At 62.3% G+C, this 25,352-nt stretch carries 24 protein-coding genes; 16 read left to right on the top strand and 8 right to left on the bottom strand.

The genetic code is table 11. The features are described from left to right. Positions 1–237: 237 nt before the first annotated feature. Positions 238–1,371, top strand: coding sequence for an ABC transporter substrate-binding protein (locus tag PJL15_RS16835; RefSeq protein ID WP_281452290.1), 1,134 nt, complete (start codon positions 238–240; stop codon positions 1,369–1,371). Between the two features lie 314 nt (positions 1,372–1,685). On the opposite strand, the gene PJL15_RS16840 is transcribed toward PJL15_RS16835, so the two are convergent. From PJL15_RS16840 to PJL15_RS16855, 4 genes are all read right to left on the bottom strand, one after another. Next, on the bottom strand, positions 1,686–2,306 hold the full coding sequence (locus PJL15_RS16840; RefSeq protein WP_281452291.1) for a helix-turn-helix domain-containing protein: 621 nt from the start codon (positions 2,304–2,306) through the stop codon (positions 1,686–1,688). A gap of 1,544 nt (positions 2,307–3,850) precedes the next feature. Further along, positions 3,851–4,570 carry a GntR family transcriptional regulator gene (locus tag PJL15_RS16845; protein ID WP_281452292.1) on the bottom strand — a complete coding sequence of 240 codons (720 nt, stop codon included), beginning with the start codon at positions 4,568–4,570 and terminating at the stop codon, positions 3,851–3,853. Positions 4,571–4,608: 38 nt separating this feature from the next. Further along, positions 4,609–5,463, bottom strand: a complete 855-nt coding sequence (locus PJL15_RS16850) for an amidohydrolase family protein (RefSeq protein ID WP_281452293.1) — start codon at positions 5,461–5,463, stop codon at positions 4,609–4,611. 25 nt (positions 5,464–5,488) lie between these two features. Further along, positions 5,489–6,457 carry a hypothetical protein gene (locus tag PJL15_RS16855; RefSeq protein WP_281452294.1) on the bottom strand — a complete coding sequence of 323 codons (969 nt, stop codon included), beginning with the start codon at positions 6,455–6,457 and terminating at the stop codon, positions 5,489–5,491. Between the two features lie 291 nt (positions 6,458–6,748). Between PJL15_RS16855 and PJL15_RS16860 the strand changes: the two genes are divergently transcribed. The 13 genes from PJL15_RS16860 to PJL15_RS16920 all read left to right on the top strand — a co-directional run bounded on the left by PJL15_RS16860 (position 6,749) and on the right by PJL15_RS16920 (position 20,061). Beyond that, positions 6,749–7,297 (top strand): SRPBCC domain-containing protein, encoded by a 549-nt coding sequence (locus PJL15_RS16860; RefSeq protein WP_281452295.1) that lies wholly within the window; start codon positions 6,749–6,751, stop codon positions 7,295–7,297. Beyond that, complete coding sequence (locus PJL15_RS16865) at positions 7,297–8,178, top strand: HpcH/HpaI aldolase family protein (protein WP_281452296.1); 882 nt, start codon at positions 7,297–7,299, stop codon at positions 8,176–8,178. The genes PJL15_RS16860 and PJL15_RS16865 overlap by 1 nt, the downstream gene beginning before the upstream one ends. Further along, positions 8,175–9,272: an amidohydrolase family protein gene (locus PJL15_RS16870; protein ID WP_281452297.1), complete on the top strand. Its 1,098-nt coding sequence runs from the start codon at positions 8,175–8,177 to the stop codon at positions 9,270–9,272. The genes PJL15_RS16865 and PJL15_RS16870 overlap by 4 nt, the downstream gene beginning before the upstream one ends. Positions 9,273–9,284: 12 nt before the next feature. Beyond that, complete coding sequence (locus PJL15_RS16875) at positions 9,285–10,937, top strand: thiamine pyrophosphate-binding protein (RefSeq protein ID WP_281452298.1); 1,653 nt, start codon at positions 9,285–9,287, stop codon at positions 10,935–10,937. Between the two features lie 69 nt (positions 10,938–11,006). Next, complete coding sequence (locus PJL15_RS16880) at positions 11,007–11,906, top strand: hypothetical protein (RefSeq protein ID WP_281452299.1); 900 nt, start codon at positions 11,007–11,009, stop codon at positions 11,904–11,906. A gap of 112 nt (positions 11,907–12,018) precedes the next feature. Further along, a complete protein-coding gene (locus PJL15_RS16885) occupies positions 12,019–12,918 on the top strand; it encodes an ABC transporter substrate-binding protein (protein WP_281452300.1) in 900 nt (299 codons plus the stop codon). Positions 12,919–12,969: 51 nt separating this feature from the next. Then, on the top strand, positions 12,970–13,836 hold the full coding sequence (locus tag PJL15_RS16890; RefSeq protein WP_281452301.1) for an amidohydrolase family protein: 867 nt from the start codon (positions 12,970–12,972) through the stop codon (positions 13,834–13,836). A 50-nt stretch (positions 13,837–13,886) separates the two neighbouring features. Continuing rightward, entirely contained in the window at positions 13,887–14,996 is a 1,110-nt protein-coding gene (locus PJL15_RS16895; RefSeq protein ID WP_281452302.1) for an ABC transporter substrate-binding protein, read from the top strand. Between the two features lie 9 nt (positions 14,997–15,005). After that, positions 15,006–16,778 (top strand): ABC transporter permease, encoded by a 1,773-nt coding sequence (locus PJL15_RS16900; RefSeq protein WP_281452303.1) that lies wholly within the window; start codon positions 15,006–15,008, stop codon positions 16,776–16,778. 5 nt (positions 16,779–16,783) lie between these two features. Beyond that, positions 16,784–17,923, top strand: coding sequence for an ABC transporter ATP-binding protein (locus tag PJL15_RS16905; protein ID WP_281452304.1), 1,140 nt, complete (start codon positions 16,784–16,786; stop codon positions 17,921–17,923). A 261-nt stretch (positions 17,924–18,184) separates the two neighbouring features. Then, positions 18,185–18,508, top strand: a complete 324-nt coding sequence (locus tag PJL15_RS16910; protein ID WP_281452334.1) for a MarR family winged helix-turn-helix transcriptional regulator — start codon at positions 18,185–18,187, stop codon at positions 18,506–18,508. A 19-nt stretch (positions 18,509–18,527) separates the two neighbouring features. Continuing rightward, the gene (locus PJL15_RS16915) at positions 18,528–19,808 is read left to right on the top strand and encodes an MFS transporter (RefSeq protein ID WP_281452305.1); all 1,281 of its coding nucleotides are present in this window, start codon (positions 18,528–18,530) and stop codon (positions 19,806–19,808) included. A 79-nt stretch (positions 19,809–19,887) separates the two neighbouring features. Further along, positions 19,888–20,061: a ribbon-helix-helix protein, CopG family gene (locus tag PJL15_RS16920; RefSeq protein ID WP_281452306.1), complete on the top strand. Its 174-nt coding sequence runs from the start codon at positions 19,888–19,890 to the stop codon at positions 20,059–20,061. 193 nt (positions 20,062–20,254) lie between these two features. Here PJL15_RS16920 and PJL15_RS16925 read toward each other — a convergent pair whose 3' ends face one another. The 4 genes from PJL15_RS16925 to PJL15_RS16940 all read right to left on the bottom strand — a co-directional run bounded on the left by PJL15_RS16925 (position 20,255) and on the right by PJL15_RS16940 (position 23,415). After that, positions 20,255–20,452: a hypothetical protein gene (locus PJL15_RS16925; protein WP_281452307.1), complete on the bottom strand. Its 198-nt coding sequence runs from the start codon at positions 20,450–20,452 to the stop codon at positions 20,255–20,257. Between the two features lie 328 nt (positions 20,453–20,780). Next, entirely contained in the window at positions 20,781–21,353 is a 573-nt protein-coding gene (locus PJL15_RS16930) for a flavin reductase family protein (RefSeq protein WP_281452308.1), read from the bottom strand. 2 nt (positions 21,354–21,355) lie between these two features. Beyond that, positions 21,356–22,402, bottom strand: coding sequence for a methionine synthase (locus PJL15_RS16935; RefSeq protein WP_281452309.1), 1,047 nt, complete (start codon positions 22,400–22,402; stop codon positions 21,356–21,358). 20 nt (positions 22,403–22,422) lie between these two features. Then, the gene (locus tag PJL15_RS16940; protein ID WP_281452310.1) at positions 22,423–23,415 is read right to left on the bottom strand and encodes a DUF1852 domain-containing protein; all 993 of its coding nucleotides are present in this window, start codon (positions 23,413–23,415) and stop codon (positions 22,423–22,425) included. A gap of 120 nt (positions 23,416–23,535) precedes the next feature. Here PJL15_RS16940 and PJL15_RS16945 point away from each other — a divergent pair, with 120 nt between their 5' ends. After that, on the top strand, positions 23,536–24,477 hold the full coding sequence (locus PJL15_RS16945; protein WP_281452311.1) for a LysR family transcriptional regulator: 942 nt from the start codon (positions 23,536–23,538) through the stop codon (positions 24,475–24,477). Positions 24,478–24,757: 280 nt separating this feature from the next. Further along, on the top strand, positions 24,758–25,348 hold the full coding sequence (locus PJL15_RS16950) for a molybdopterin-dependent oxidoreductase (protein WP_281452312.1): 591 nt from the start codon (positions 24,758–24,760) through the stop codon (positions 25,346–25,348). Positions 25,349–25,352 lie beyond the last annotated feature (4 nt).

Raw genomic sequence — 25,352 nt, forward strand, 5'->3', positions numbered from 1 at the left:
CCAATGTCGCCGCATTACCGCTGGAGACGTATCTCTTTGTTACGGGGGAGTGACCTCCGTAATCTCGAGCATGCATCGGCTCTGAAGAAGAGCAAACCCTGCCGCATGAGGATCCCTGAAGGACGTCTTTGCTTTACCGCGTCCTTGGGGGCGGCAGATCATCCCCAGCATCCTCACACATCTCCGTTCATGGCCTGGCGTTACTGCAGGCCGACCATCCCGCAAAGGAATACGTCCGTGTCTTCACCCCAAGACAACTCGTCCACCCGCATCGTCGCTGGTGAAACCACCAAGCCCAAGCGCCGCCGCACTATTGGAATCGGCCTGGCTGTTGGCCTGGTGCTGCTGATCGGTGCTGGCGCCGCTGTGGCGTCCGCTGTCTCGCAGAGCAACCAGGCAGCACCGGCTCCCACTACCTCGCCGGCCGCTGAGTTGAAGCTCGGGTACTTCAGCAACGTCACGCATGGGCCGGCGCTGGTTGGTACCAGCAAGGGCATCTTCGCCAAGGACCTGGGCGATACCAAGCTGACCACGCAGATCTTCAACGCCGGCCCGGCCGCGATTGAAGCCCTGAACGCGGGCGCCATCGACGCGACCTACATTGGCCCGAACCCGGCCATCAACTCGTACGTCAAGAGCAACGGCGAGTCCATCAGCATCATCGCCGGTGCCGCTTCCGGTGGGGCCCAGCTGGTGGTCAAGCCGGAGATCAACTCCGCGGCTGATCTCAAGGGCAAGGTCCTCAGCACGCCCCAGCTCGGTGGAACCCAGGACGTCGCACTCCGGGCCTGGTTGGGTCACCAGGGCTTCAAGACCAACACCGATGGCAGCGGCGACGTGAACATCAACCCCACCGAAAATGCCCAGTCGCTGAAGCTCTTCCAGGATGGAAAGCTCGACGGCGCGTGGTTGCCTGAGCCGTGGGCCTCCCGCCTGGTGCTCGAGGCCGGGGCGAAGGTCCTGGTGGATGAGAAGGACCTGTGGGAGAACGGTGACTTCACCACCACCATCCTGATCGTGAACAAGAAGTTCGCCGCCGAACACCCGGAAACGGTGAAGGCACTCCTGAAGGGCCACGTTGAATCCGTGAACTGGCTCAACAACGCCTCGGCTGCGGAGAAGGCCAGCACGATCAACGCGGTCCTGAAGGACACTGCCGGCAAACCGCTCCCGGCGAACGTGATCGATCGGGCACTGCAGAACATCAAGTTCACCACCGACCCGCTGGCTGGAACGTACAAGAAGCTCCTCCAGGACGGCGTGGACGCAGGAACCACCAAGACCGCCGACATCAACGGCATCTTCGACCTCCGCACCTTGAACGAGGTAGAAGGCAAGAAAACCTCAGCTGGAGGACTTGGGCAGGAGTAGGCGCTGAAGTAAAGGTTGGCGACGGCTTACAAGAGGTGCCTGGGGATATTTATGCCCGGGCACCTCTTTTGTGCTGTGCACAATGTGCGCTCATTATGCGTTGGCCATTATTGATATGGCACCAGCGTGACTTTTCGCGCACGCTTCGGGCCGCACCCGGGGGGGGGTAAGAGGAGATTGGGCGTCTCACGCCGATCGCTTGTACCGTTGGGGCCTGGCAATGAGTCTCCGAGTCCCGGAAGACCTCGATCGCCGGCTGGAGAAGCTCGCCGTCGAGGAACATACCTCCAAGTCGGCGCTGAGTTCTCCGCTGCTCATGCGGTGGCCAGGCTGCGTTCGCGGATGAAGACGTTCATCGCAGCGAGTTCTTCCGGTGTTTCGGACATGGTGAGTTGCTTCATGGGTTCGCGAACGTGCCGGTAGGACTCGGCTGGCATCCATGCCGCGTCGAGGGGTTTAACGCGTTTGGTCCAGGACGGTGCAGTCTGGCCGAGCCGGCGGGCGGTGTAGTTGGTGATGCCGGCGAGGGCGGCGGACCAATGCGGGTCCCTGAGCCGGGGGCTTCGTTGAAGAAGCGGCCTGCCGGCAGTGAGGGAGCCGGTTGCGTAGTCGGCGAGCATCTTGATGGCGAACTCGAAGTCACGGCTTGCAATCAGGTCGTTGAAGGTTTGGGCGTAGTCGCGGCGTGCGGGGTCGTGGTCGCTGCCGCGGGGGATGGGGTCGCTGGCTTCCAGTGACAGACCAAGGGCCGCCAGGACGGCGAGTGTCTTGCCGAGCTCGGCGCGTTCATGACCAGCTTCGAGATCTATAAGGAACTTTCGTGACACCCCTGCTTTGTCGGCAAGGGCCTGTTGGGAGAGCCTGCGTTCCTGGCGGCGGGTACGGATGACCGCTGCGGCCGAGGCCGGTGAGTTGATGCTGGTTCGGGATGTCATGGTGCCCGCCCTTCCCAATCATTGTGTCACCGAATGGTGACAATTGCATTCCTTGGGGCGCAGCCTTCTTCTCGATCCGGTCAGACATGCAGTGTGTGGATGAGCGTGTGACGAAAAGGGCGAAACATCACTGGATAGCAGGGAGGGGTGTTGCGCGGAGAGTGCGTACGCGGAACAAGATTGCGGCCCCGTCCATACCGACGTTGCTTCCTGCGACCTGCGTGTGCGGGGCTCGTGCTCCTCGGACGTCGTCGGCTTCCAGTTCACGGCACAAAAGAGAGGTGTGCAGAATGTGCACACCCTGCCCCGTCGGACTGCGCCGTACGTCGGCCGGATCGAGCCGTACTCGGCGTGGTTTCAAGACTTCCCAGTATTTCCGCGACCCGGAACCCGGTTCGAGTCCACTTCGGGCACGGCACGGCCCTCGTCAAAGGGGTTTTTGCTTTAAGTGTGTACAGAGCTTGACAAGTGCCTCTTCCTCATCGGCCCGGGTGGTGCTCGGCCGCCGGGTGCGGCCCGTTCAGTCAGAGTGGGGGAGCGGGGTCAGCGTCCTGTCGTGTGGGCTCCGCTTACTGGGTTGTGTGGTCATTTGGCATCCTTTCATGCAGTGTTCCGGCGACCCGTGTTGGCCGCTCCCTTCTTCATGGGCAGTGGTTGTGGTCGACGTGACTTTGCGGGAATCCTGCTGAACTTTTTCTCCGAATCGACCTTGCTACGCAGCATGCAGTAGAGGTGGCTTCCCTGTTTGTCTTGCCAAAGGGGTGCGGACAATGTCCACACCTAAAGCAGATAACATTCGGGCACTCCTGGCCCGGTTGCAGAGTATTCACCTCTTCATTGGGTCCCGCAGTTCGTGTCAACATGACTTGGTTCCCAACGGGGGCATGGCCATATATGGGTCCAGGCCCCGCAAGACCAGGCTTCTACCTTGGCCGGGGATTGAAGACGCGGCCATGCCGCGGCCGGCACAGGTGACGTACTGGTGGCTGGCGCGGGACGTGTCATGGTCGATGGATGCTGGAGCGGTACGGGTCTTGGCCGGCGAGTGTTACAACACGCGAAAAAATTGATGCGGGTGGGGACGGCGTCGGCTTTGGCTTCCTCGGATGCCGGCATGAGGTTGTCCCGTTCTATGAGTCAACGGGGTGGCTTCGGGTCTACGTCAGTGAACGCTGCATATCACGTATTGACCAGCAGTCCATCGTGGTGTCGGAGGGCGGGCCAAACGTAAGCTGTTCTGCCAACCGTGATGCCAGTGAGTGGCCGGAAGGGGACATAGACCTTCGTGGTACGCCCTGATGACTGGATCTGATGCCGATAAAACTTCTTTGGATTCCGCCCCATGGGTCCCGAGAATTGGTTTTGCCCGAAAGTCGGCGCCAGTCATAAGCCCGGTAGACTTTGTAGATTTCAGGTGTCCCCTTCGGCTCAATTCCGAGCGGGTTTGAATACAGTTCGGTCGCCCCCCCTTGGGTGGCGTAGGGGGCGACCGTATTTCTGTCCAGACTGGGAGGCAGCTGTTCGCAGGAGAGAGGTCCAGCTGGTCAGGCAGAGACCCCGGTGTGCGGCGTGTCCTCCACGACTACCGTCAGTCCCTCAGGGTTTGAGGCAGCAAGGAGCGCACGGCGTGCTGACGCCACGTGATGGCGCATTGCTGCACTGGCAGCCTCAGGGTTCCGGGTCTGGAGTGCGTACAGGATTGCCCTGTGTTCGTTGAGTGCGTCCCGCCGGGGGTGCTTTCGCGTCAGGCTGCGGTACTGCCTCATGACCAGTGCGTAGAGCAGCTGATCGGTGAAGCCGGAAAGGGTCGGTTGTCGGGCGGAATCGCGGACCACTTTGTGGAAGTGCCGGTTCAACCGTGAATACTCGGCTTCCTGCCGGTCATATTCGGCAGTAGCCATTTGTTCACAGGTTGCGGCGAGGTCTTCGAGTTCCTCGTCTGTGGCACGTTCGGCGGCTTTTCCCGCCAATGCGGATTCGAGGATTTCGCGGGCTTCGAGGATTTCCACCGCTTCTTCGACGGTGAAGATCCGTGTGCGGACGCCGCGGTGGGGTTCGCTGGTGAGGTATCCTTCCGACACGAGTCGCGCGGTGACGGCACGGACCGTTCCCCGCGAGACATCCAGCAGCCCCGTCAGCTCGGCGTCCGTCAGGCGAACGTTCGGCTGAAAATGCCCCGAGATGATGAGGTTCCGCAGGTCCTCGTATGCCTGGACCGTCCGGGTGGAGGAGAGGTCGCCGGCGGCCGTTGCTAGCTCACTCATATGCTGTGACCCTTTCCGTGCTACACCATGTGAATGTATCAGTTAGCACCCAAAGCGGGGTAAAGACTCCGGGTTGTTCTGCTGAAGATCGCTGCCCGGTTCTCCGCAGATGTCGCCGCGAGTACCCGTTCTGCCAGCGCACGGAGTTCTCCCAGCGGTTGTTCGGCCGCTGGGCAGTTTGAACCCCAGGAGATCCGGTCGGCCCCGAAGGCAGCGATCAGCGGCTCCAGGAAGTCCTTTGCCCGGTCGCCGATGTCGTCGAGCCCTTCGAGGGTGCGGTGGGTCAGTTTGAGGTGGAATCCGGGGTGCCCCGCCAGTTCGGTCAGGTCGTTGGCTGCCTTGGTTGGTGAGGTGCGAACGTCGGGGTAGCCGCAGTGGTCCAGGAGGATGGTGGCGTCCGCGTGGCGGGAGAGCAGGTCTTTGAGGACGGGTGCGGTGTCGTCGCCTAGGCGCAGTTGCAGGCAGACCGGGATCCGCGCTTCGCTGGCGGCGGCCCAGAATTCATCCGCTGCAGGATCGGCGAACCACATGCCCTGTTCGGAGACCGTGCTGCCGGTGGTGAACAGCCGGACTCCGGAGAGTCCTTGATCGATGGCTGCGCGCAGGCGTCCGGCGGCGTCGGGGGCGAGGGGATCGAAGGTTCCGACGGCGACGAACCGGTCGGGCCACCGTTTGGCGGAGTCGAGAACGTAACTGTTGTCGTAACCGTAGGCGGTAGTGGCTTGAACGAGCACGGCTTGTGCGATGCCGGTTTCGTCCATGCGCTGCAGGAGTTCTTCGGCCGTTACGGGGCGTTCGGTTGCCCAGACGGATTGGTGGCCGCCGAGCGGTGTCCGGGGGTAGGTGTCCGTGTCGGTGGCGAGGATGTGGCAGTGGCTGTCGACGATGTCCATGGGTCTCCTTCTTTGTTTGGTGTTCTTAGTTGTCTGCGTAGGTGCCCGGCGCGAAGATCGGGTCGCCCGGGTTGCCTTCGGTGAGGCCCTGGTCGCGGCTGAATCGCTGCAGGGCTTCGATGCTGGCCTTGTTGCTGTCCAGCCCGTAGGGAATCGGGTCGCCGCCGATCATGCGTCCTTGCTTGGCCAGCCGCGGCAGGGCCGACCAGGTGGGGTCTTCGTCAAGATGGAGTTGCTTGCTCTGGACGAAAGCGTTGTAGAGCTTGGTGGGCAGCTCCGGGTCCTTTTCAACAAGTTCGTTGCGCACCACGATGACCGAGTGCAGGGGGTAGATCCCGGTGCGCAGGTACGAGTCCCGCTCAATGACGTCGCTGTCAGGAAAGAGCGGGTACGTTTCCCCGGTGTCCGTCACAGGAGTAGCGGACTCCCATCCCGCTGTCGGGGCCCCGGCACGCCCGGTGCCGGCGTTCCCCGTAAAGGCTGCGTCGATTTCACCAGCCGCCAGCAGGGCGCCGAGCGACCGCCCATCGGTGACGCGGTGTGTGTTGGTGGGAACTTTCCCTTCAACGTGGTCATCATCGTCGATGACCCACGTAATCGAGTCCAGGTCCACTCCGTAGTCTTCGCCCAGGATTCCACGTCCCCAGACACCGGTACTGACCGAGTAGGCGCGGACGCCGATTTTGCGTCCGTCCAGGTCAGTGGGGATGACGACGCCGGAACCCGGCGCGCATTGCAGGTCGCCGTGGTGGAAGCGACGGTTGAGGAAAACCGGGATAGCGGTAATCGGCACGCCCGCTTCACGCGCCATGACATACGAGACCGGGGCCAATTCGCAGACGTCGAACTCGAGGTCCCGGATCATCCGACGGTACGCGGCAATGATCGGTTTGACCTCGATCGGCTTGACGACGTAGCCGTCGATGGCAGCGCGGCCATCGAGGACCGCGGCTGAGTGCGGGTAGTCGCCGAGGGCGACGGTGAGGTGTTCCATTCGAACCTCCGATGTGGATTGTTGGACAATACGAACAAGGTAGCACGGGATACTTCGGCTGTCAGTAGGCTCCGCAGAATGACCACCGAGATCGCGAACCCTTGGGATAAGAGCAATTTTTGGCGATCACGCAATCAAATTGTGGCCCTCTTCACAAAGTGGGTCATCGAGTGCTACCTTCATGATTGTTATACAAAATGATTTCGCGGTTGCTTCTCATGCCTCACATCTCCTGCCATCGAGGGCAGGCCCGGCCGCTGACAAGGACCCCTCACCAAACCGGAGTTTTCTGTGATCACCATTGCCCAGCGCGTCTCAGTTCCCCATCCGCCAGAGCTTGTGTGGAGCATCCTGTCGGACCCGCACAAGGTTGTTGGCTGCATCGATGGTTCCCGTCTGGGCGAGTTCCACGACGACGGCAGTTTCGATGCGCTGATGGCCGTCCGTTTCGCCGCCATCAAGGTCTCCTTCAAAGCCCGCGCAAACCTGGTCCTCGATGAAGGGGGCCGGACCGGACGCCTTGAGGCCAGGGGCAGCGACAGCCGCGGCTCCACCCGGGTTCAGGGTCATGCCGATTACGGCGTCGTGGCCGATGGGGACGGATCGTTGGTCATTCTCGAAGGCCAAATCGACATCGGCGGCGCCCTGGCCTCGCTCATCACCACCGGGGCCTCGATTGTGGTGGACAGAATGACCAAATCCTTCACCGAAAGCCTCATCCGCACGTGCGCGGACCTCGACCCAAACAGCGAAACCACTGAACCGGCCGCTGACCGGAAACCGCGTCTGGGGAACCTGTTCAGCCGGGCCGGCAGCACCATGGAAGGAAACAGCAACTAATGCGACTGAACACCATCATTGAGAAGTTCGAAAAGGGGGAGCGCGTCTTTGCGACCTTCGCTTCCCCCGACCCTGCCGGGGCGGTAGCCGTACGCGACGCGGGCTATGACGCCCTCATTTTCGAAGCAGAGCACAAGCCATTTGATGTTCCCCAACTCAAAGACGCCATGCAGTACCTCCTGGACCGCCGCCAGGTCTTCGAAGCCGACACCTTGGCTCCCCGGACCATCCCGTTGGTGAGGATTCCCCCGAACGGCGGTGAAAGGTCGCAGTGGCACGCCAAACAAGCCCTTGACCTGGGCGCATACGGGATCATTTGGCCTCACGTGGACACGGTCGAGGATGCCCGAAACGCCGTCGCGGCCTGCCGGTACCCGAGCATCAACCAGGACCCGGACCGCGAACCCTTCGGCCTGCGCGGTGACAGTCCGGCTTGGGCGGCCCGCTACTGGGGCACACCGATAGGGGAGTACTACGAGCGCGCCGACGTGTGGCCCCTCGCTCCCGAGGGCGAGATTCTGGTGGGTCTCATGATCGAGAGCGTCCGGGCCATTGAGAACCTCGAAGACATCTTGGATCAGGTTCCCGGTATTGGGCTGATCCTCGTCGGAGAGGGAGACCTGAGCCAGGAACTGGGCGTCCCACGGCAATTCGAGCACCCCACGGTCCAAGCCCACCGCAACCGGGTGGTGGAAATCTGCAAGTCCAGGGGAGTGCCGGTCGCCCACCCGCACGTCACATCGAAAAATGTCGACGAGGTCCTCGAGACCGGCTACGACTTCCTGATGACCGCACCGGTGGTGTCCTACCCGGGCCTGGTCCGTGGCCGTGAGCTTGCCACTGCCCAGATCGAAGCTGCCCAGATCCAGCCCAGCCGATGACCGAAACACCAGAGGAAACCATGTACATCGACATCCACGCCCATTTCACCACCGTTCCCGACGCCCTGAAGACCTGGCGGGACCGGCAGATCGAGGAAATCGAGCAGCGCGGCCGTCACCTTTCCGGCGACGATCTGGAAATCCCGGATGAGGAGATTGCGGCCGCCCTGACCAAGGGCCAGCTGGCACTGCAGGAACAGCACGGCATCGACTTGGCCCTTCTCTCACCCATTGCGGGCAAAATGGCCCATCACTACGGCGACCAGGAAACCAGCCTGACTTGGAGCAGGCTCAGCAACGACACGGTGTACCGGGCGTCGGTGCTGTTCCCGGACAGCTTCGCCAATGTCTGCCAGCTTCCCCAGTCCCCGAACGGTGACATCAAGGTCAGCGTCGAGGAACTGCGCCGTTGTGTGGAGGAACTCGGCTTCGTCGGCTGCAACCTTAACCCCGACCACTCCGACGGCTACTGGCAGGCCCCGCCGATCACGGACCGCTACTACTACCCCTTGTATGAGGCGATGGTGGAACTCGGCGTCCCGGCCATGGTGCACTCGTCGATGTCAGCCAACCCTGCCGTTCACGGAACCTGCGCCCACTACCTGAACGGCGACACGACCGCGTTCATGCAGCTGTGCCAGTCGGACCTGTTCCGCGATTTCCCCGACCTGAAACTCATCCTGCCCCACGGCGGCGGAGCGGTGCCCTACCACTGGGGACGCTACCAAGGAGTTATGCAGGACCGGGGCCGGGGTGATCTGCTCGACATCATCGGCGACAACCTCTACTTCGACACCTGCGTCTACGGTGCCCGCGGCCTGCAGCTCCTGGTGGACACGGTTCCGGCCAAGAACATCCTGTTCGCCTCCGAGATGCTCGGAGCCGTCCGCGGGGTGGACCCATCCTCCGGACACCGCTACGACGACACCCGCTTCCTGTTGGACTCCCTGGACTTCACCGATTCCTCACACCGGGAATCCATTGCAGGGGGCAACGCCCTGACCGTCTTCCCCCGCCTGCGTCAGCGCCTCGAACAACGAGGACAACTCCCCTCCAACGCCACGACTGTCGGCGCCGGCACGGCCACGAGCTAAACAGGAGCAACCATGACCAAGGTTTATGAAGCACTGGCGGATGCGTTTATCGCCGAAGGAACCACCCATATTTTCGGCATGACCGGAGATGCAAACATGCACTGGATGTACGCCATGGCAGAGCGCGGGGCCACCCTGTTCGAAGCCCGCCATGAAGGCTCCGGCCTGGCCATGGCCGACGGCTGGGCCCGCGGCGCCCGGAAACCGGGGGTGGCCTCCACCACCAGCGGCCCCGGCGTCACCCAATTGGCCACGAGTCTGGTCTGCGCGGCCCGAGCCCGGACACCGTTGGTGATCTTCAGCGGCGAAGTAGCCCTCGGGGACCTGGGCGCCACCCAGTACCTCGACCAGGCAAAGTTCGCCGACGGTGTCGAGTGCGGCTTCGTGCAGGTCTCGTCTCCGGCCCGGGCCCAGGAAGCTGTGCAAAGGGCATTCTGGCTGGCCCGGACCACGTCCCGGCCCGTGATGGTCAGTGCCCCCACAAACGTCCAGCAAGCCGAATTCGACGGCGCACCCATTTATGTGCCCTCCAGCGAACTGATCGACACCGCCCTGACCCAGCCGGCACCGGAAAGGATCGACCTGGCCATCAAGATCCTGGGTGAAAGCGAAAAGGTCGTCGTCCTTGTCGGCAAAGGCGCCCGAGCCGCCGATGTCGGGGACCTTGTCCTCGAACTGCAGCGCAAAACCAATGCCCTCATTGTCACAACGCTTCAAACGAAGAACTGGCTGCGCGAGAAAAACGACTTCTTCGCCGGGATTTCCGGGCTCTACGGCACCGCCACCGCCCACGAACTCCTGCAGGAATCCGACTGCCTGGTAGCCATCGGTGCGAGCCTGAACCACTTCACCACCGAACACGGCTACCTCTACCCGACGGCCAGGATCATCCAGCTCGACCATGCCGAGCAGATCGTCACCGGTACCGGGCAGCCCGTGGAATGCTACGTCCGCGGCGATGCCCGCCCGTCCCTGGAAGCCATCGTCAAAGCCCTGCCCGACACCCCCGAACACGGCGACGGCTACCATTCCGCCGACATCGCCCAGGCCCTGCGCCAGGCGGACGCCATCACTGAGGACTTCCACCGGGAAGACGGCCGCCTGGACCCACGCGAAGTCATCCTCGCCCTTGACAAGCTCGCCCCGGAGAGCCTGCCGCTCGTTATGGGCAGCGGACACCAAACCGACTTCGGCACTATGCTCTTCACCCGCCCGCGCGAAATCGTGTCCAACTACGGGCTGTTCGGCGCGATCGGCCAAGCACCCATGCTCACCATGGGCTGGAGCGCAGCCCGGGCGAAGCCGACGATGGTGGTCGAGGGAGACGCGAGCTTCATCATGCACCTGGCCGAGTTCGATACCGCCTGCCGATACAACTGGCCGGTGCTGGTCGTGGTCATGAACGATGAAGCCCTAGGCGCCGAATTCCACAAGTCCGGAGCACACGGACTGAACCCCGAACTGACCGCGATACCTTCCCCGGACCTCGGGGCCGCAGCCATCGCCCTTGGCGGCAGCGGTGCCAAGATCCACACCATCGCAGACCTTGAAACCGCCGTCCGGAATTTTGTCGCCAACCCGGAACCAACGGTCCTGGACGTCCGGATCACCCGCGACGTGATCAGCATCCCGTACCGCCGCCTCTGGTACGCCGAGGAAGTATGACCCTGCGCTACCCATCGTTGCCCCGACACAGCCGGACTGTGTTCCCATCCCAGAAAGGAAGGCACGTCAATGACGACCGCCGAAATTGAGTTCCTGATCAACGACCAGGAACTCGCCGGAGCCGCCCAGTCGGCCCTCGAATCCCACTCTTCCATCGCCTCAGTCACAGCCTCGCCCCTGCGCCCGGTCCACAACGGATTCAAAGCCTTTGCCAGCGGCCAAAACTATGAAGTCAGCGAGATCGCGATCGTGACCTTGCTCCAGGGCGTCGCCCACAACCGCCCGGTCATCTTCCTGCCCCTCACCGCGCTGGGACGCCACCAACACCAGACCCTGATCAGCACCCAGGCCTTGTCGGTAGAAGACCTCCCGGGCCGAACCGTGGGTGTCCGCGCGTGGAGCCAGACCACCGGAATGTGGGTCCGCGGGTTCCTCGCCCACCAATACAACGTGGATCTGCGCTCCGTGCGCTGGCGCACGTACGAGGGCGGACACATCGCCGAACAGCCCGAACCCACCTGGGCGGAACGGGCAGAAGAAGGCGCGAACCTGGCCCACGACCTCCTGGAAGGACGCGTCGACTTCGCCGTCATGGGTAACGACCGGCCGAAGGACCCAGCCGTGCGAAGCGTCATCCCCAACCCCGCCACGGCCTCCGAAGAGTGGGCCGAAAAGGTGGGCTACGTTCCGGTCAACCACCTCTTCGCCGTCCGGGAAAGCGCTGCCAATGAGCTGAGCGGCGCCATCCTGGACCTCTACGACGCCGTCTCCGGACAGCTTGAGGCGCGCAAAGCCGGTCCCGGGATCCCGTTGGAACCCTATGGCTTCGAAGCCCTGCGCCCTGCTGTGACCGCAGCGGCGAAGTACGCCTGGGAACAGGACCTCCTGCCCCGCCCGGTCCACTATGACGAACTCGTCGCCGCGACATCCGCGGCGCTCGGTGTTTCCGCCTCACGGCTGGGCGGCTAGAAGTGAGTGGATTGTTATACGAAATGACTGCGAAAGCCTTGAAGGTGATAAGGACCACTGGTAATTTGAACATGGATTGTATAACAAAAGGTCGCTTAGTGAAGGAGGTCCGATGACCACCAACTGGACCGTCGCCCTCCGCGACTACGAACACACAACGCCCCTGAAGAACGGCACGGTCGTCGCCGAGGGTGTAGACCTCGAGTTCGTCGACGTCGAACCCATCCATCGGGCCTTTGCGCCGATGGTGCGTGAAAGCCGCTACGACTTCAGCGAGTTGGCCATCGCCACCCTCTTCCAGGCCCTCGAAGCAGAGCGTCCCGTCATCGCCCTGCCGGTGGTTCTGCACGGGAACTTCCACCACCGTTCCATCTCCATCTGGAACGGTGAAGACAGGGTCCGTCCGGAAGACTTGGCCGGCAAGAAGGTCGGCGTCCGGGCGCACAGCCAGACCACGGGACTCTGGGTCCGCGGCATGCTCGCCGACACCTATGGGCTCCGGTCCCAGGACGTGACCTGGGTGACCACCGAGGGACCCCATGTGGCCACCGCCTCCGAGCCGGCCAACGTTGTACGCACGGATCGGAAGCTCGTGGAGCTGCTCACCGAAGGTGAGGTGTCCGCCGTCGTCATGGGTGCCCGCTCAGCCGACCACGTCCCGGGCCTGGAACCGCTGCTTCCCGACTGGAAAGACCGCCAAGACCAGTACCACCAGGAACACGGCTGGGTGCCCATCAACCACCTGCTCGTTGTTCGACGTGAACTGGCCGAGGCCAACCCCGACGGTGTCCGGGCCGTTTACCGGGCGTTCCAACAAAGCATCGATGCCGCCCGCCCCGCCGTTCCGACGGGAACCACCCGCGAAAAGGTCATCCAGTACGGGGTCACCGACAGCCTGCTCGCCACCCTGGACACGGCACTGCGCTACGCCCGCGAACAAGAGATCATCCACACAGACCTCTCCGCAGACAAAATCTTCGCCGACTTCGAAAAATACGTGGGGGAGCCGTGAACCGCAGCCGCCCTCGCCCCGCACCCTTGAACCCGCGTCCGAGGAGGACCGATGCACTACTTTGACACCCACACCCACGCCATCTCGCCCGACACCGACAAGTTCCCGGTCAAGCCCCTCGGCGGAACCCGCTCGGAATGGTCCCAGACCCGGCACGTCGACGTCGACGGACTGGTCCGAAGCCTCGATGAAGCCGGGATTGAGCGAGCAGCCCTGGTACATGCCTCCACCGTTTACGGTTTCGACAACAGCTACGCCGCAGCTGCCTTGGCCCAATACCCGGACCGCCTGGTCGGTGTCGGAGCGGTCGATTTCCTGGCCGACACAGCCGTAGCGGACCTGGAACACCTGATTCAGGAGCAGGGCTTCAGCGGAGTCCGGATCAGAGTGTCCGACGGAACGACCAAAGTCCCGACGCCCGGTTCAGGAGTGTCCGACGAACGCATGGACGCCGTCTGGGACTACGTCGCAGCCAACAGCATTCCGGTGTGCATCCAGATGCATTCCAAGGACGCACCCAAGCTCGTCCAGGTCCTTCAGAGCCGCCCCGCCATGACGGTGCTGCTGGACCACGCCGGGCGCCCCAACGCAGCCGGCGGCTTCCCCTACCCGAAGCTGGAGGAACTCGCACAGCTGGCCGGTTTCGCTGGTGTCCACGTGAAAATCACGCCTCCCGCCATCAAACGCCTGGAGGAGGAACCGGACGCGAACGTCACCGAGGTCCTCGGCCGGCTCATCGAAACCTTCGGCGCCGAGCGCATCATGTGGGGTTCGAACTTCCCCGCATCCGCCGGGACCTTGCGGCAACTCCGCGACAAGATCGAAGGACTCCTGCCAGAGCTCGACGACACCCAAAAGGCTGCGATCCGCGGCGGGAACGCAGCCCGCATCTATAGCGCGGCAGTGGTCGCGCACTAGCCATCCTGCGCCGTCAAAGCCGCCGGCGCAGAATTAACCCAGGAGGACCAATGAAGAACACCTCAAGCAACGAAGCCCGCGTATTAGGTATCCGACGCCGGCACAGCCTCAGGCTGCTGGCAGTCCTCGCAGCCGTGACCGTCAGCGCCTCAGCGTGCGGCGGCGCCGGGGATGCCACATCCACACTCCCCGCATCCATGGACGAGCTGGTCAAGCAGGCCCAGAGCGAAGCCGAAGTCGCGTGGTCGGCGCCCAAGCCGCTGGAGCAGATGCAGCCCGCGATTGACCTCTTCGAGAAGAAGTATCCCGGGATTAAGGTTAAGTACACCAACACCAAAGCCCCGGACCAGGTCAGCCAGCTCAAGATGGAACAGGCAGCCCGGAAAGTCTCGGTTGACGTCGCCGCAGCCGGCGAGCTGACGGTGCCACCGTCACTGGACTTGGCCGACACTGTCGATTGGGCCGCCTACGGCATCGATAAGGACAACGTCTTCTTCGAGGACAAGGCCGTCTACATCTGGGCCGCACCGAAGGTCTGGGCCTACAACAAGACGATGGTCTCCCCGGCAGATGTCCCCAGCACCTGGGACGACCTCCTCAAGCCCCGCTGGAAGGACGGACAGATCGGCGCCGAATCCCGGGCCTCGTTCATGACCGTCTGGAACCTTGATCCAGCCCTCGGCCAGGACAAGGCCCTCACCTGGGCCAAGGATTTCACAGCTCAGAAGCCCCACTTCACGCCCAACACCACCCAGTCCGAAGGCCTTATCGAAAGCGGCCAGGTCGCCATTGGAACCAGCCTCATCAACCTCGTCCTGCAGGCCCAGAAGTCCGGCGCGCCGGTGGACATCGCACCGCTCTCACCGACCAACACCAACGAGACTTTCATCTACATGCCCAAGGGAGCGCCCCACCCAGCAGCCGCCGTCCTGCTCACCTCCTTCCTTTCCTCGGACGAAGCGCAGGCAGCACTGGCCACCACCTATAACTCGCGAATCCCACAGGAAACAGACTGCTCCAACCCGGACCAGAGCCCCGTGGTGAAGGCACTGTGCGCCGCGAACATCACCTGGCATTCCACCGGCACGATCGAGCACTACGACGATCTTGCCGAATTCTTCCCCAAGGCCCAGAAAGCCTTGGGAACGGATCTTGGGTAGGCGATTGTTATGACCATGAACGCAACGAAGCCGCCGGTCATCAGCGACGCACCGCCCCCGCCGGAGCGCCCGCGCCGGGCCAGGCAGTCCCGCCGGGGACTGGGTAGCACCGCCCTGAACGTGGCAATGATCCTGCTGGTCAGCTACCTGATTGTCGTGCCGCTTGTAGTGCTCTTCTACAGCAGCTTCAAGGCCTCCACCACCAAGCTGCCCTTTGACGTCAAGGGATTCTCCTTCGACAACTACATCCACGTCTTCCAGTCCAGCCGACTTGGTGAGGTCACCCTCAACACGGCCATCTACGTCGCCGGGTCCCTGCTCGTGGCCCTGGTGCTGAGTGTTTCCCTGGCGTACCTCTTCGAACGCACCGACATCCCCGGCCGCAGGTTCCTCGCCCCCATGGCCCTGGCGCCCATGGCCGTTCCCGTCGTCGTGATGGCAATCGCCTGGGCCCTCGTAGCGAACCCCGCCAACGGGCCCCTCGCCATCTTCGTCAGGCAAACCCTGGGGCTCTCCATCGATATCTACTCCCTGCCCGGAATGATCGTGGTCATGGGGATCTTCGGGGTACCGAGCATGTACCTGATGATCGCCCCCGCGTTCGCCAGGCTGAACCCCGAGCTCGAAGAAGCCGCTGCAACTGTCGGCGCGCCCCTGATGCGCCGGCTCCGTCTCATTGTGTTCCCCTTGATCGGTCCGGCTGTCTCGGCAGCATCGATGCTGTTTGTGGTGGTGGTCCTCGAAGGCTTCTCCATCCCGGCGCTGCTCGGTTTGCCGGACCAGATCTTCGTGTTCAGCAGCCTGATCCAGCATTCCCTGGAACCGCCGACAGGCTCGCCCAACTATGGCCAGGCCACCACTTACGGTGTGCTCATCCTCGTGCTGTCCTTCGCGATGCTGCTGATCTACCGACGCCGGATCAAGGACACCCACCGGTTCAAGGTAGTTGTCGGCAAGGCCTACCGGCAGAACCGCACCCCCTTGGGCAAGTGGCGGATCCCGATCTTCATCATCGTGTCCCTGTACATGCTCATCGGCATCGTCCTGCCCATCCTGGCACTGCTGTGGACCAGCCTCTCACCGTTCTCCCGCCCCATTACCTGGGAGGGATTGGGCGATCTGTCATTCATGCAGTTCACCAAGATCCTGACCGATCCGGGAATGGGCGAAGTCATGCTCAACACCGCGATCGTGGTGCTGGTGACGGCAACGGTCACCACGGCGATGTCGGTCTGGATCGCCGTCGCCGCCCACCGCAAATCCTTCCGTGGGAGCGCGGTGCTGTTCGAATCGACCTACCTCGTTTTCGGCATCCCCAGCGTCGTGCTCGGCGCAGCCGTGTTATTCCTCTATCTGTTCGTGCCCATCCCCATCTACGGCACGGTCTGGATCATCATCGTCGCGCTCGTGACCCGCTTCCTGCCCCGCGGCTCCCGCCTGGTGCAGACTGCGCTGCTGCAACTCGATGAAGGGCTGATCGAAGCCGCGCGGGTCACCGGTGCGTCGACGTTCACGGTCACCATGAAAATCCTGCTCCCGCTGCTCCGCCAAGCGCTGTGGAAGTGCTGGCTCTGGGTCTTCGCCCACGCCTTGGGTGAACTGCCCATCGCCCTGCTGCTGACAAGCGCAGACAACCGCACGCTCGTTGTGGAGGTCTGGGACACCTTCACCTCAAGCGTCAACTACCCCCAGGCAAGTGCCTTGGCGGTCATCATCCTGGTCATTTCCATGGTCGCGGTCCTGTTGGTGAACCGACGCGGGGCCTCCGAGAAGGAAGCATAAGCAACATGTCACAGAGCACAACCCACAGCTCGATCACCATCAACGAGCTGCGCAAAAGCTACAGCAAACCCAAGCATGGCGAGCAAGCCTACGCCGTCGACGGCATCTCCTTCGAGGTCCCCAAGGGCCAGTTCGTCACGCTCCTAGGCCCCAGCGGCTGCGGTAAGACGACCACCCTGCGGTGCATCGCCGGACTGGAACAACCCGATGAAGGCCAGATCATCATGGCCGGACAGACGGTCTTCGACGGTGCCAACAAGACCCAGATACGGCCCGAGGACCGGCCCATCGCCATGGTGCCGCAGTCCTACGGCATCTGGCCCCACATGACCGTGCTCGATAACGCTGCCTTCCCGCTGCGGCACGGACGCCACCGCAAAGGCCAGCAAAACATCAAACAACGCACCCTGGACATGCTCGACCAGGTAGGACTCGCACCCTATGCTGACCGTTGGTCAACCCAGCTCAGTGGCGGCCAGCAGCAACGGCTGGCTTTGGCTCGGGCGCTCCTCTCCGAACCCGAGGTGCTGCTGTTGGACGAACCGTTGTCCAACCTGGATGCCAAGCTCCGGGCCAAGCTCCGGCTGGAACTGCGCGCCTTTCAGGAGCAGTTCGGGGTGACCTCCGTGTACGTCACCCACGACCAGGCAGAAGCCCTGGCCCTGTCCGACCTGGTCGTCGTCATGAACCAAGGCCGCATCGAACAGATCGACCGGCCCGAACGGCTCTATCAGCAACCAAAGTCAGCGTTCGTCGCGGACTTCATCGGCAGCGCCAACCTCATCCCCGTCCACCAAACCAGCACGGTCAGCGACGGACTCGTTGCCCAAACCGACATCGGCACGTTCCTCTGCGCCGGCGAAGGCCAGGCAACCGGAGCAAGTGGGCAGGGCGGAAACGTTTGCATTCGTCCGGAGAACGTCGAGGTCTCCGCCACGACGGTTTCCCGGCACAACGGCGCACAGCACAACGAGATGCAGGGACGGGTGATCGGTGCGGAATTCCTCGGCGACCGCCTCGAACTGGTCATTGACGTCGAAGGAACCAAACTGACAGCCTCGACGCCGGCCGTCCTGGCCGTCCGCCCCGGCGACGACGTCTCGATACGTGTCAGCCCCGTGAACGCCCGCTACCTGGCGTCCTGACCAGCCGCCGTCGGGCCCTAAATACTACCCCGTAGCGCCGCGCCCATCGGCGACCACCATTGGATGCATGGACCCGGGGTCTGCCAAAGAGCAGTCCTCGGGTCCATGCCGACGTGCCGGGAGATCCTCTTGCCAAGTACAGAAACCACTAAACCTCTCCAACAAGACACTCACCCGCATGCCTCCGCGCTTCGGCTCACCGTGACCCGGCTGGCCAGGCAGCTGTGGAAACACTCGGGAACAGCCCAGACACCTGCCCAGATGTCTGCCCTTGACGTCTTGGGCCGGAAAGGCCCGCTGCGCGTTGGCCACCTTGCCAGCCTTCAGGGGGTCAGCAAACCAATGGTGACCAGGATGACCGACAAACTCGAAGACACCGTGCTCGTTGAACGAGTTCACGATGACGCCGACGGAAGAAGCTGCCAGATCCGGCTGACCCCAAAGGGCGAAGTCCTTCTGGCCGATGCCAGCAGGGGAGCGGACCAATTCCTCTCCTCCCAACTGTGCGCGTTGACCCCACCAGACAAGCTGGCTTTGAAGCAGGCTCTTCCCGTCCCGATCCGACTGCTGGGGACGAACGCATGAAACTGCTGGGGACGAACGCATGAAACGGTATCTCCGCGCCACCTTTGCCTCCCTCGGCGGGCGAAACTACCGGCTGTACTTCCTGGGACAAAGCATGTCCCAAATCGGAACCTGGACCCAGAAAATCACCCAGGCCTGGCTCGTGCTGGAACTGACAGACTCAGGAACACTCCTGGGCCTCACCCTCGCACTGCAGGCCCTGCCAACATTGTTGCTCAGCCCCTGGGGCGGGCTCTTGGCCGACCGGCTCAACAAACGACGCCTGCTCCTGTGTACCCAAGCAGCATCCATAGTCCCCGCGTTCATCCTTGGCTTACTCACCGCCACAGGTTACGTGACGCTATCGCTGGTCTTGCCCTTGGCCGCGCTCGTTGGCATCATCGAAGCCCTCGACAAACCGGCCCGGCAAACGTTCATCGCCGAAGTCGTTCCCCGGGAGCAGCTCACCAACGCCCTGACCTTGAACAACATCACCATCAACTCAGGAAAGCTCATCGGTCCAGCCATCGCCGGTACCTTGATCACAGGCATTGGGATGGCCGCCAGCTTCTTCGTCAATGCAGCGTCCTTCGGAGTCGTGCTGCTGGCCCTCTTCCTGGTCCGCCAGGACCAGCTGAACGCAGCGGTGCCCGTTACCCGTTCCAAAGGGCAGCTGCGCGAGGGACTGCTTTACGTCATGGCCCAGCCCCGGCTCATCGGACCCCTCTTGTTGCTCACAGTCACCGGGCTCCTGGCCTGGGAATGGACCGTCACACTGCCACTGCTCGCCCGGGACGCCTTCCACGGCGACGCCCAAATTGTGAGCGCCCTGTTCATCGCCATGGGCGCAGGCGCCATCATCGGCGTCCTCGCCATCGCCGGAATCCTGAAAGCCACCACCCGCCGTCTCATCATCTCAAGCCTCACCTTCGCTCTTTTGCTGTCCGCGATCTCCTTCGCACCCGGCATCGAGACAGCTCTCGTCCTGCTTTTCCTCCTCGGCGCAGCCGGCGTGGCCTACCGCGTCATCACCACATCCATGGCCCAACTCGAGGCAAACCCAGCCATGCGAGGCCGCACCATGGCCCTCTTCGTCATCGCAGTCGGCGGAACCTCGCCCGTCAGCGCGCCACTGCTGGGCTGGCTCTGCGAAACCGTCGGTGTGAGAGCAACTCTCATGATCGGTGGAACCGGATGTGTGTTGATGACGCTGGTTGTTTGGTTCTACCTTCGTCGTCGCGAAAACACTCCGCCTGCTACGGCGCCGGCACGGCCCAGCACTGTCAGCGATGGCGAAACAGCCCAGCCCACCGGTCGTTGACTGGACCAGAGAAAGATGCGCTACGCGCGGTTGGCAACGGAGAAGGCTGGTGCCGTATTAGGACCCTGGCTTCACGGCTATGAGTCTTCGTGTCCCGGTAGACCTTGATCGTCGGTTGGAGAAGCTGGCGGCCGAGGAGCACACGTCCAAGTCTGCCCTGCTGTTGCAGGGGGGCGGAGTTGGCACTGCAACGGCACGCACGCCGACGGGAGATCAGAGAGGGTTTGGATTTCGTGATGAGTCACGACGCTGACCTGCTGACCCGTCTTGAGGACGCGTGACCGCGTACCTGGACATAGAGGACGCCCTTCAGGTTGTTGACAGGGTATGGCTCCATATTCGTGACGTTGGTCTGCTGCTTCGGCTCTGGCCACGTCAGCGACAATCGTCATGGGGCCGAGGCGGCCGGGCAGCACGACTTCCTGTTACTACCAGGACCGCTGCCTTTATTGGTCGGACTTCCTCACATGGAACGACGCGAAAAGTGCAGCGATCACAGGGATCAGTACAGTAATCGTCGCGCCAAGCACGTTCTGGGAATCGCCGAGCAGGTTTCGGATCCCGAGGCTTGTCAGCCCTATAAGGAGCCCGATGCCGAGCCAGAACAACCGCTGTTTCTGTGAGGACGTGTTTCGGTTGAGCATTTCAGCAGTTTGTTGCGCAGGAAGCCTTGGGTCGGGGATCCGCGGCAAAGGCGGCCTTACGATGCATGCTCCTGCTAAATGAATTGATGACCGCATTGTTGCCTACTCTCGGTATTCCTGGTTGATGTAGGCGTGCCGCTACTTCGATGGCGGACCTTGGTAGTCCGCTGTCTGGTAGTGCATGCAAAGTCCCAGCTATGACGGGGAACCGTTGAAGCTTGGTGCTCAGGAAGCCGACGCTCCGATGTTAACGACCACGACGGCGGGAGTTATCCTCCCGCCGTCGTGAGCCGTTTGGCTTACCGCCTCGCATTCGTTGGCGGCGCGCTCAGCCTTCAAGTTTGGAATGCTCGCCCAGACGGTGCCATGAACGGTTGTGGTAGACCAGCGCGTCGCCGGGTTCGCCCGCTTGGACGTCACGCATCACGCGCGACTCCAGAGCGTGAACGGCGATGATTGTGGAGGTCCCCACCTCCATGCGATTGATGACAGCGCACCGCACCCAGGCGCGGACATCTTCATACACCGCTTCGCCGGTTGCCAGGGGCGACCAGCGGTGTGTCTGGTCAAAGCGGTCGGCGCCGGGGGTCGCGCCAAACTTGGCCAAATCGACGTCGTGCGCGTCCAGCAGGTGCACGACGACGGTTTCGGCGCGCGAAAGCACCTCCGACGCAGAGGACAGTGCCGAGACCGAGAAAATCAGCAACGGAGGTTCCGCGCTCACTGACACCACCGACGATACCGTCAGTGCCACCGGTCCTTCGCCGGCATCCGCCGTGATGACGGCGACGCCTCCCGGGTGGCCACGGAACAGTGCTTTGAATTCGTCGGCCGAGAGCGAAGACGGGAAGCTTTGATTCGAAGCCCCGAGCCAAGTGTCTGTGGGGTAGGCGTGAAACATCGTTATGACACCCTGGGGGCGGAGCGGGCGAGTTCCTCGCGGATGATGTTCGTCCCTGCGCTGAGAGCACTCAGCTTGGCCAGTGCGACGTCCCGGGGGAACGGTGCCATGCCGCAGTTGGAGCTGGCGATGAGCTTGTCCGCATCGACGAACTGCAGGGCCTTGCGGAGGGTGTTGGCGACGTCCTCCGGGGTCTCGATGGTCTCGCTTGCAACGTCGATTGCCCCGAGCATGACTTTCTTGCCGCGGAGGAGCTCGATGAGGTCCATGGGCACGTGGGAGTTCTGGGATTCCAGCGAGACGATGTCGATGCTGGAGCTCTGAAGCAGCGGGAACGTTTCCTCGTACTGCCGCCACTGTGAGCCGAGCGTCGCCTTCCAGTCATTGTTCGCCTTGATTCCGTAGCCGTAGCAGATATGCACGGCGGTCTCCGCACGCAGTCCTTCTGCCGCTCTCTCAAGCGCAGCCACGCCCCAGTCCTTGACCTCATCGAGGAAGACGTTGAACGCGGGCTCATCGAACTGGATGATGTCCACGCCGGCCGCCTCCAGTTCCTTAGCCTCCTGGTTCAGGATCGCAGCGAACTCCCAGGCCAGCTTCTCGCGGCTCTTGTAGTGGTCATCGTAGAGCGTGTCCACCATGGTCATTGGGCCGGGAAGAGTCCATTTGATCGGCCGGTCGGTGGTTGCGCGGAGGAACTTTGCGTCTTCGACGAATACCGGCCGCTCGCGGCGCACCGCTCCGACTACGGTCGGCACGCTCGCGTCGTAGCGATCACGGATGCGCACGGTCTTGCGCTGTTCAAAGTCGACCCCGCTGAGATGCTCGATGAAGGTCGTGACGAAGTGCTGGCGGGTTTGCTCGCCGTCGCTGACGATGTCGATGCCGCGTCGGCTCTGCTCGTGGATGGCGATGCGCAGCGCATCCTGCTTGCCCTCGAGCAGCGCATCTCCTTCCAACTTCCATGGGGACCACAGGGTCTCCGGCTGGGCGAGCCACGATGGTTTAGGCAGGCTTCCGACAACGGTGGTGGGCAATAGTGTGTTCATGATTGACGATTCTCCGTGGGTCAGTTGACGAGAGCGGGGTATTTGGCGGTCCACTGGTCCAACAGGTCCTTGTGGGGCGTGATGAAGTGTTCCTCCGTGTACTTCGCCTGAGTGATCGCTAGCTGACTGCGCTCGACGCGATCGTAAGCGATCTGGGTTCGCGAGTAGTCCTGCTCTCCAAGGCTCGGCTGATAGACGACGGCGGCGGCGGAGTTCGCGTTATAAACCTCCGGGCGGTAGATCTTCTGGAACGTCTCCATGGTGCTGATCGTGCCGATGAGCTGCAGGTTGGAGTAGTCGTTGAGCAGGTCGCCGCGGAAATAGAAGGCGAGCGGCGCAACACTGCCGCGTGGCATGAAATAGCGGACCTGCAGCCCCATCTTTGCGAAGTACGCGTCCGTCAGTGAGAAATCGTCCTGCTGGTACTCGACGCCCAGGACCGGGTGACGGTTCTCCGTTCGGCGGTAAGTCTTGCTCGTGGAGACGCTGATGCACACGACTGGCGGCTGCGGGAAGCGTTCCTGGCATGCCGGGGAATCGAGGAATTGCTGGAACAGTTTGCCGTGCAGATCGCCGAAGTCTTCGGGAACGGTGGGCTTGCCTGACTCCGCTGCTGCCGCTGGCAGTACGACGCTGAAGTCGAAGTCACGGACGTAGGAGGAGAAGTTGTTCCCCACGATCCCTTGGTGACGGACCCCGTTCAGCTGGTCGACGATCTGGATGTCGAGAACCTCGAACAGCGGGAACTGCTGATCCGTACCTTCGGCAGTGAACTCTATCTGCACGGAAACGATCTCAAGCTCGAGCCTGTAACGGTCCCGGTCCGGGTTGTCCCAGTCTGCGAGATCGTTGAAGCGGCGCCGAATCATGGTCAGGGCGTTGCGGAGGTTCTCCTGGCGGTGCTCGCCCCGTGCCAGGTTGGCGAAATTCGTCGTGATCCGCGAGCCTTCCGACGGGGAGTAGTCCTCGTCGAAGGGGGTCGTGGTGATGCTGAAGGTGAAGTCGTCTGCCATGTGCTGCCAATCCGTTGATGGGCCGGAGACGGCCTTTCCGAAGGGGATGTATCCATGGTGCAGCCTTGCGAGGGATATCAAGTAACTAGTGGTTACTATGCATTCATATAGAATCTTCCTATGCCCCAGATTTCGAGCGGATTGACCCTGCAGCAGCTCCGTTACTTCATAGAAGTTGCAGCCGAAGGGTCGATCTCCGCGGCCGCCGATCTTCTTTACGTAGCGCAGCCGACGATGTCCGCCGCGATGAAGGACCTTGAGGCCCGGGTTGGCCGTGCGCTCCTGGTTCGCTCCGCCCGCGGAGTCACCCTCACCGCCGACGGGGTAGAGTTTCTCGGCTATGCGCGACAGGTGGTCGAGCAGTTCGCTCTCCTCGAGCAGCGCTACCTTGGCAGGCCACCGCGGCGACGTCTGCTCGGGGTGTCAACGCAGCACTACTCGTTCGCGGTGGACGCCTTCGTCCGGATGGTCAAGGGCACTGAGGTGGCCGAATACGAGTTCTCACTGCGTGAGTCCCGTACTTGGGACATCATCGAGGATGTCCGGACGCTCCGCAGCGAGATAGGCATCCTCTACCGGAACGATTTCAACCGGAAGATCATCGACAAGCTGCTCCGGGAATCCGGGCTCGCGTTCACTCCTCTTTTCCTCGCCGATCCGCACATTTTCATTTCACGGAACAACCCGCTCGCCTCAAAAGAGCGTGCCACTCTCGACGATCTCGCAGGCTTGCCGCGGCTAACCTTCGATCAAGGTGCAAACAACTCCTTCTACTTCGCCGAGGAGATTCTCTCCACCATGTCCAGTAAGCAGGAGATTCGGGTATCTGACCGTGCCACGATCTTCAACCTCATGATCGGGCTCCACGGCTACACGATCTCGACGGGCATCATCAGCGGGCAGCTCGACCCGGAGATCGTCGCCATCCCGCTCGACGTTGACGAGCGCATCGAGATCGGCTGGATCGGCCACGCCGCGATTCCGCTTACAGACCAAGCGCAGCGCTACCTCAAGGAATTGCGCGCCGTCGTCGCTGAGTTCGGCGTAACGCTACTCGACTGACTGCAGTTGAGCCGGCGGGTCATTGCCCCTTCAGTGATTGGACGCGGTTGTTGCATCGAGGGCGAATTGGACGATTGCAGCTGGGCAGATCTCCGGGGTTCATGAACGGTTCGGACTCCAGAAGCATCACCAAAGTGTCAACCCGGATTCGAATTCGCGTACTGCCCTCTGTTGGAATGCATTTGCTTGCGGCGACCTCTGGACCACGCTTGGGGGTTGTCCTATGGTTGGGGCATCAGCGGCCGTCGCTCCGGGTGGAGCTCCAGCGCGGAGGCGCATCATGGGTATCATTTCTTCCGGTTTTCGCGGGCGGCGGTCGGCGAATCCTGGCTTGCCTCCCGGGCAGCATGAAACTCAGGACTTTCCGGTCCTGACGGCGGGGCCGGCTCCTTTGATTCCCATTGATGAATGGGAATTCTTCATCGCCGCAGAGAATGGCCAGCGGCTTTCCTGGTCCTGGACTGAATTCATGTCCTTGCCTCAGGAGGAAATCACCAAGGACATTCACTGCGTGACAAGTTGGTCAAAACTGGAAACAACGTGGCGTGGAGTTTCATTGGACACCCTGTTCGAAAACGTGGACACCACCAAGGACTTCGCTACTGCCCATTCTTTCGGCGGCTATACCACCAATGTTCCATTGTGGGATCTCCTGGGTGGCAAGGCATGGGTGGCCTGGGAATTCGATGGCGAACCTTTGGAGCGGGCCCATGGTGGTCCGGCACGGCTTTTGATTCCACATTTGTATTTCTGGAAGAGTGCCAAGTGGATTCACGGACTGGAATTAACCGAGGATGATGTGCCCGGTTTCTGGGAATCGAACGGCTATCATCTTCACGGGAATCCGTGGCGCGAGGAGCGGTACTCGTGAGGCT

Source organism: Paenarthrobacter nitroguajacolicus, from assembly GCF_029952445.1.
GTDB lineage: Bacteria > Actinomycetota > Actinomycetes > Actinomycetales > Micrococcaceae > Arthrobacter > Arthrobacter nitroguajacolicus_B.